This is a genomic window from Nonlabens sp. (genome assembly GCF_047636915.1).
Classification (GTDB): Bacteria; Bacteroidota; Bacteroidia; order Flavobacteriales; family Flavobacteriaceae; genus Nonlabens.
Map to the genome: position 1 here is coordinate 24778 of NZ_JBLIGN010000027.1, position 7528 is coordinate 32305.

The window sequence follows — 7528 nt, forward strand, 5'->3', positions numbered from 1 at the left end:
ACTGATATCTATACTACTTCAATGTTACATTCTCAAGCGATTACCGATCGATTTTTATTTAGGCTTTAGTTATTTTTTAATCGCTTGTATCTGAATAAGGCTCTACATAGTTTTTTCTTTTATTCTTTGAGGTAGGATGTGACTAGCGAGCCACCGAGCATTTTCTTTATGTATCAAAGATTGCGAAACCAATCTTTTTGAGTTACAAAAAGCTATTCGTTATTTTTGTTATCGTTGCCCAACACGAAAGGGTGTGGAAGCAAAATAAGTATATCCTCTGGATTTTATATCCAGGAATACCCATTAAAACTTGTGTATTATGGCCAAGAAATTCAACTTTTTCATAAGTCATAAGTTAAGACTATACTATGAAACCGCTTCTTTATAAACCCTCAAACATCTTTCTCGAGATTCTTTATGATCTACCATCATATCTGGATACCTAGAAGTTTCAAATTCCGGTACAAATTGCTTGATATATTTGCGTTCTTTATCAAATTTATCTTTTTGAGTAATTGGGTTAAAGATTCTAAAATAGGGTGCTGCATCAACACCGCTTCCTGCTGCCCATTGCCAGTTTCCTACATTACTAGACATTTCATAATCGTTGAGCTTCTCGGCAAAATAAGTTTCACCCCAGCGCCAATCGATCAATAAATGCTTGATAAGAAAACTCGCTACCAGCATGCGCACACGATTGTGCATGTGTCCTGTGGTGTTGAGTTCGCGCATTCCGGCATCCACTAGGGCATAGCCAGTGGTGCCTGTTTTCCATTTTTCAAATTCGGCTTCATTATTGCGCCACTCAATGCGGTCGTATTTAGATCTAAAAGCCGCGTCCTTAGTATGTGGGAAGTGGTATAAAATTTGCATGAAAAATTCCCTCCAGATCAGCTCGCTTAGAAAAGTTTTATTAGTAGCCAGATCTGCTCTTTGTATCATTTTACGAACGCTGACCACACCAAATCTCAAATAAACTCCTAATCTAGAAGTTCCCTTTTCTATCGCTGGAAAATTTCTTGTCTTTTCATAATCTTCAATTAGAGTAGGAGTGACTGTATATTCTGGAATCTCAATTTGAGATGTAGTAAAGCCCATCCCTTTTAAGGTCACATTAGGCAACTGATTATTTTTAATACAGTTGGATAAATAATCGCTGGTATCATAAAACTTCTGATCATCTCCAGAACCGAAATCATTTCTAAAATGTTCCAGCCATTTATTCTTATAAGGTGTGTAGACGACATAAGGCTTGCCATCTGATTTTGTGATCTCGTCTTTTTCGTAAGTGACTTGATCCTTAAAAGTTTTGAAGTCTATGTTATGTTCGGCGAGAAGTTGATCTATTTTTAGGTCTCTTTCTTTTGCATAGGGTTCATAATCACGATTGGTGAATACAGTATCTATTTCATGGGACTCTATAATTTCTTTCCAGACTTCCATTGGTTTTCCATAATACATTGCGATGGAACTGTCTTGATTCACCGCAAGCTCTGTACGCATTCGTTGCAGTTCTTGATGGATAAAAGTGATGCGAGCATCATCTTCAGGAAGTTTATCTAAAATATCTCTGTCAAAAATAAACATAGGGAGCACTGGAAGATCACTTTTAAGCGCTTCATAGAATCCTATGTTATCATCCAATCTCAAATCCCTACGGAACCAAAATACATTTACCTTTCCACTCATATGTTGATACAATTCTCTACTAACTAATCAGACAAATTCACCTAAGCTTTTTTTAAGCAATAGTTTAAAGGCTAAATACCTAGTGATTACCTATTGCTAATGTATAAAGATTTCTTGTTTTTTGTCGTTTCGCTACGAGGTCTTTAGTTTTTTTTTAACCTATGCTTAGAGAGCCTTTTCCTCCATTTACACCGATCACTTGACCAGTGATCCATCCTGCATTTTGATTCAATAAAAACACGGCCACACCAGCAATATCTTCTGGAGTACCTACTCGTTTTAATGGATGCATTTCGCCCATTTTTTCTTTTTTGGCATCGTTATTTAATAACCTGCCAGCAAGTGGTGTATCTACTAGTGATGGTGCGATGACATTAACTCTAATTGTAGGCGCATACTCAGCGGCAAGGGATCTTGCATAACCTTCAATTGCTCCTTTGGCTGCTGCTATACTTGTGTGGAAAGGCATTCCAGTTGCTACTGCTACAGTAGAAAAGTATACAATACTGCTCGTACCACTTTTGGTCAGTAGGGGCAATACAGTTCTTGTCGCTTTTATCAAACAAAAGAAATTGATCTCCATATCTTCTTCAAATTGCGATTGTTTGAGCATTTTGAATGGCTTTAAATTGATGCTTCCAGGACAGTATACAAAGCCATCTAGCGATTCTGGTAAAAGAGAAGTATCTAATTCTTCCGTTAAGGCATCAAAAGGGATGTGTGTTACACCAGCAGGTAAATTTTCATTTTCTCTAGAGGCAACATATACATTATTTCCTTCATGAAGGTGCTGTACAATTGCGTTTCCTATTCCGTGGCTTCCGCCTATAAGTAGTATGTTTTTTGACATTTTAATTGAGTATTTCGTGTTTTTGTGTTGTTTCTTTAATTTTAACGGTAGCTTTTTCTTCTTCAAATGCACCGAAGTGTTTGATCAGTGCGCTTTCGCGAAAGCGGAATATTTCTTCCAACTTCTTCCTTACAAATGGAGCGCCTAACTTTCCTAAGACACCAAAAGGCAAACGGTAATGAATCAAGTCCTCCATCAACGTGCCACCCTCAATCTCGCTTATAAAATGTTTGTGATGCCAGGTCGCATAAGGGCCGTACATTTGCTCATCCACAAAAAATTTCATTTCTTCTACTTGGGTGATGTGTGTTACCCAGTTGGTTTTATAAAAAGGAAGTGGTGTTACCGTATACTCGATAAGCTGGCCGGGATACATGCCTCTTTCTGTACCATATTGAACGGTCATATCCAATTCTGGCGGGGTCAGAAGTTTTAAATTAGTGGCATCAGTAAGGAATTTCCAAGCCTCATCTAAAGAGATAGGCAGTTTTTGCTTTGAGGAAAATTGGTATAATTTCAAGCTTTTTTGTTTAAAGTATAAAAGTAAGTCTTAAACAAAGTATAAAGAGCAAAGCCTTGTTAAAATAGTTATGAAAGGGAAGACAAACTTACACTTCAATTTAAAATCTCATCAAAATTTAATACGCTTAAGAGACATTCTTATTTTTCGTGGGCTACAAATTTAATTTTAACTATTTCAATAGTAATGTATTAGAGTGCCCATTGATGTAAGTCAACTTTAGATTAAAACACAAAGACTCTTGTTAGGTTTAAAATAAAACATAATTACTATTGATAAAATGCTGCATTACACAAACGGCATTAGGGTATTATGTTGATGTTTAAAATGCGTCGTTTCGCTACCGCAGTTTAAAGTTAAGTGGAGTTCCTAAGTAGGGATTAAAATTTCAAAACAAATGTTGTTTTGCATCAAGAATATAGAAAAAGGACAATAATAAATGCCCTAATAATAGTAATTAATGTTCAGCAGATTTTATAAATAATAAAAAAGAGTTTGTTCCAACGTTAGGTTACGTCTGATGTGAATTCCTAAAAAGAGCATCAATAGAAAATAAACCTACTTAGTACTTAAAACACAAAGATTTTGGATTGGACAATTTGTTTTCCTTAATAAGTACCTTACAGCAGTTGCCTTTTAACCTTTAAATATAAATAGAGCACAAAATAAAATTAATAAAGGCTATCATAGATGGAGGCTAACTGGTGTTTATTGAATTATAAACGTCACACTATAGATTTGGTTTTAGTATTTTATCAAGTACCTGGCGCACTTTTTCTTGAGTCAGTGGTTTTTCTAAATAATCTACTACAATACCGAATTCACTGGCTTGATCTCTGTCCTTTTTGCGATTTGATGAGGTGAGTATGACCACGTTCATCTGCTCGCATATAAGTTCTTGTTTTATTTTGGCAAGAAAAGCAAAGCCATCCATAACAGGCATATTAATGTCTAAAAAAACTAAATCGGGACATTTTTGTTCTAAACGTTCATAAGCTTGTTTCCCATCGGTGACTGCACTGATACTATCGAAACCTAAGGTCCTTAGAACTTTTTCTGAGATGAAATTCGCAATATCGTCATCATCAACTAATAAGATGCTGATGTTATTCATATCCTAAATATATTTTAAAAGTCGTGCCCTTATTTATTTCGCTGGTTACTTCAATCGTACCTCCATGTGACTCTACAAGTGAATGGACGATATACAGTCCAACTCCGCTGCCTTCTACATGCGTATGCATTCTTTTAAAAAGCCTAAATATGCTGTCTTTTGAACTATTTAAGTCCATGCCAAGCCCATTGTCTTTTATAAAGAGGTACCAACCTTCATCTTTCTTCATTGTTTCTATTTCGATCAATGCCTCTTTATTTGGATGTCTGTATTTGATGGCATTAGAAATCAAGTTTTGTAAAATACTTTGAAGATGAAACTGTGGATAGTTGATATAAGGAGCTTTTGTAAAATCTGCTCGAATTGTCACTTTAGCTTCAATAATTTGGGTGGCTATATTATTTTTTACGCTATTTAACACCTCTGTAAATGGAAGTTCTTCATCAATGGGAAGAAGGTCCTCCTGTATGGCCATAACATCATTTAAGGTGTGAATAGTATGCTGCATTCTTTTGATAGAGGTAATTAACTTGTCAAATAACTCTTGGCAGTTTTCTTTGATGACGCCTGATTCATCTATTAATTTGGTCAATGAAAGAACGTTGGTCAGTGGTGCTTTCATATCATGTGCCGCTATATAATTGAGCTCTTCTAGGCGCTTGTTGGCTCTTATTAGCAGGCGTTCTGTTTTTTTAAGTGCTGTTATATCCCTTGTAACTATGGCGAGGCCTTCTTCGGTATTAAACGCTCTAACGCTAAATTGTTTATTCCCAATTTGCCTTGGATTGCTTACATCTTCGCTTATAAAGGGCTTGCCGTTTTTTATTACTTCCTTGTATTCTTTTAAAAGGCCTGATTTTTCAACGTCTGGAGCAAGTGTTTTAATAAATTGACCAATGCTTTGACTGCGTGTCTTTTGTATGAGGTCAAGACCCGCTGTATTGATTGCTACTAAATGGAGTTTTTTATTGTAAACGGAGATGGAGTCAGGAGAGTTTTCTATAAAGGCTTGTAATATTTTCATTTTGATGCTGGTGAACGACTATGTTTATCGATTAGGGGAAATTTTCGTCGTTATACGAAATAAACCTTTCACTTTAATTTAAGGTCACGTGAAATACAATTATTTAAGGGACTGATGATTCCACCGTAAGCCTCGTGTTTAAGAGAGTTGCAAAGTGAAATCTAATAAATAAAGCTTTTAAATCAATTTAGTCGTATGTATATAAGCGCATTAAATATTGTTTTGCTATTCAAGTATACAGAAAACCCCTGCGTTAAAAGAAGCGATTTTTGATTTTGTATCAAGAAAGATAAATGAATTTTTAATAGTTAAATATTTCAGTTAGTCGATTAAGTACGATTTTAATATACTTAGTGCTGATTAATCTAAAGGTAAAACCTACAGTAGTAATATGATATTGACCAGAATGTGTCTTTTGTAAAGCGGGTATGTATGGTATGATTATGAAATAGAAGACAGATGATACGACAGTATCTCTTTCAGTTATTTCTGTAGGATGAACATAAATGAAGTTGTGCCAGATCCTAACGACCTTTTAGGTTTCGGAAGACACAAATCCAAACTAAATCTTTTGAGAGGCTATTCAGAGCCATTAATTCAAAACTGGTAGTTCACAACCTCATTGTTAAAAGGAGAGTGACAGCCGAGGCTAGTGTCATCCGTATACCACTTCAATCAAAGGGAAACAGCAATCATATGGCAACCGAAGATTGCACTGAAGAATAGGTAAGCGTAAAAAGTAGTATGCTGCTCGCGTAGATTAATAAGGAACATAAGTAAAGAAAATAGGAAACTATCATTTTGGGTTTAAAATACATCATAGGGCTTATAACGCTTTCTTATAATAGGATTTATAACCACTTCGGCAAGTAAAAATGAGAGAGCCAATTTTGAAGAGGTGCTATAAATAGCACCTATGGTTTTATCCACCAACTCGTTTCACTTTAAAGCCTTTTTCTCTTAGCATTTCCATGATGCGATCACGGTAATCGCCTTGAATAATGATCTGATCGTTTTTAAAACTACCACCTACACCTAATTGTATTTTAAGTTCCTTGGCGAGAATTTTAAAGTCGGCTGTTGCTCCTGTATATCCAGCAATGATCGTGTTTACTTTACCCTTACGTTTTTCAAACTTACATTCTAAGGGGTTTTCCTGCAGCCAGACATTGCTTTTTTCAGGTGGCTGTTCTTCCTTAAAATCGTGTTTTGGGAAAAGATTTTTTAGTTGGTCACTTAAGTCCATTTGTTATTTTTTTAGAGTGTGGTTGGGTCTTCATCTTGACTATGAGTGTCAAATATAGAATCTTTTTTCTCCTGTAGTATGGAAACTCCTTTTTGCAATAATAAATTATTAGGATAGGTGATTAACTCTCCTTCATCCGTTATAAGTAGTGTATAGAATCCTTTGATATCACTTATTACTGCCGTAACTGGTAGGTCTTTGTCATGTATGCGTATGCGGTCTCCAATTTTATAAGGAAATGTAAAATAAAGAATAAAACTCGCTGTAATATTACTTAGAATGCTCCAATTAGCAAATAAAGCCACACCTACAACCGCAAAGGCAGATCCTAAAGCCACCCAAAAACCTTCTGTAGTTGATCCCCAAACTAGAATAATGGCGATAGCACAAACGCTCCAAATGACGTATCCTGTGTACCTGTTCAAATATTGTTTGCGCAATTCTGATCTGGATACTTTTTTAGAAAGCTTAACAGCACTCCAAATAATAAAGCGGTGAATGATAAAGGTGCATACTACAAGCGACAGCGTTAATAGCACCTCTGGTTTTAAAAAGAATTCTTTCATAATCCTAAGCTATCTCTCAGGATTGCGTCTTTATTTCCGTTCTTTGTCCAGTAGGCGGTATTAATAGACTTTTTAAGTGTTCCTGTAGAAACCATAGGAGCCGCACCATCTTTATAACGATCCATCCAGGAAAGAATGCGATATGGAAATGTTTTTTCGGTTTTAAAGGCGATCGTTCTTTCTAGTTTTGTAAATATAACGCTGTACAAATAGCCGTCTTGAATCTCGCTTAATGTTGCGATCGCATCGTAAGGTTTTGTCTCGACATGCTTTAACCTTAAGTATTCGGTACTAGGGATTATTTTTATTTCTCCTGTAGGCATAGCCTTAGGATCCAGTCTCAATTGTGCTGCAATCTGATTTTCAGTCAAGACATTGTCCACTTCAAATTTTTCATTCCCTTCACTTTGAAAATAGGAATAAAGGGACACCTTATATGCATCGCCATCTTGATTAAATTGCATGTAGGTATGACCGCACCACTCCTGAATGGAAGTAGCAATTTTAATAGCATTATCT

Annotated in this window: 7 protein-coding genes and 1 pseudogene; all 8 read right to left on the reverse strand. The window is 35.8% G+C overall.

Annotated features, from left to right (window positions below):
- Positions 1 to 366: 366 nt before the first annotated feature.
- Positions 367 to 1689, reverse strand: a complete 1323-nt coding sequence (locus tag ACJAT0_RS06290) for a cryptochrome/photolyase family protein (RefSeq protein ID WP_374002384.1) — start codon at positions 1687 to 1689, stop codon at positions 367 to 369.
- A 154-nt stretch (positions 1690 to 1843) separates the two neighbouring features.
- A complete protein-coding gene (locus ACJAT0_RS06295; RefSeq protein ID WP_374002385.1) occupies positions 1844 to 2539 on the reverse strand; it encodes an SDR family NAD(P)-dependent oxidoreductase in 696 nt (231 codons plus the stop codon).
- A gap of 1 nt (position 2540) precedes the next feature.
- Positions 2541 to 3059, reverse strand: a complete 519-nt coding sequence (locus tag ACJAT0_RS06300) for an SRPBCC family protein (RefSeq protein WP_415180978.1) — start codon at positions 3057 to 3059, stop codon at positions 2541 to 2543.
- A 730-nt stretch (positions 3060 to 3789) separates the two neighbouring features.
- The gene (locus ACJAT0_RS06305; RefSeq protein WP_415180979.1) at positions 3790 to 4173 is read right to left on the reverse strand and encodes a response regulator; all 384 of its coding nucleotides are present in this window, start codon (positions 4171 to 4173) and stop codon (positions 3790 to 3792) included.
- On the reverse strand, positions 4166 to 5197 hold the full coding sequence (locus tag ACJAT0_RS06310; protein WP_415180980.1) for an ATP-binding protein: 1032 nt from the start codon (positions 5195 to 5197) through the stop codon (positions 4166 to 4168). The genes ACJAT0_RS06305 and ACJAT0_RS06310 overlap by 8 nt, the downstream gene beginning before the upstream one ends.
- A gap of 922 nt (positions 5198 to 6119) precedes the next feature.
- A complete protein-coding gene (locus tag ACJAT0_RS06315; RefSeq protein ID WP_374003767.1) occupies positions 6120 to 6443 on the reverse strand; it encodes a translation initiation factor in 324 nt (107 codons plus the stop codon).
- Positions 6444 to 6454: 11 nt separating this feature from the next.
- Positions 6455 to 7009, reverse strand: coding sequence for a mechanosensitive ion channel domain-containing protein (locus tag ACJAT0_RS06320; RefSeq protein ID WP_415180981.1), 555 nt, complete (start codon positions 7007 to 7009; stop codon positions 6455 to 6457).
- Positions 7006 to 7528, reverse strand: a pseudogene (locus tag ACJAT0_RS06325) (septum formation inhibitor Maf); the annotation flags it as partial. The pseudogene ACJAT0_RS06325 and the gene ACJAT0_RS06320, both read right to left, overlap by 4 nt.

Coding starts and splice junctions, on each gene's coding strand:
- ACJAT0_RS06290 (WP_374002384.1), bottom strand. CDS start 1,689: ATGAGTGGAAAGGTAAATGTATTTTGGTTCCGTAGGGATTTGAGATTG.
- ACJAT0_RS06310 (WP_415180980.1), bottom strand. CDS start 5,197: ATGAAAATATTACAAGCCTTTATAGAAAACTCTCCTGACTCCATCTCC.
- ACJAT0_RS06315 (WP_374003767.1), bottom strand. CDS start 6,443: ATGGACTTAAGTGACCAACTAAAAAATCTTTTCCCAAAACACGATTTT.
- ACJAT0_RS06295 (WP_374002385.1), bottom strand. CDS start 2,539: ATGTCAAAAAACATACTACTTATAGGCGGAAGCCACGGAATAGGAAAC.
- ACJAT0_RS06320 (WP_415180981.1), bottom strand. CDS start 7,009: ATGAAAGAATTCTTTTTAAAACCAGAGGTGCTATTAACGCTGTCGCTT.
- ACJAT0_RS06305 (WP_415180979.1), bottom strand. CDS start 4,173: ATGAATAACATCAGCATCTTATTAGTTGATGATGACGATATTGCGAAT.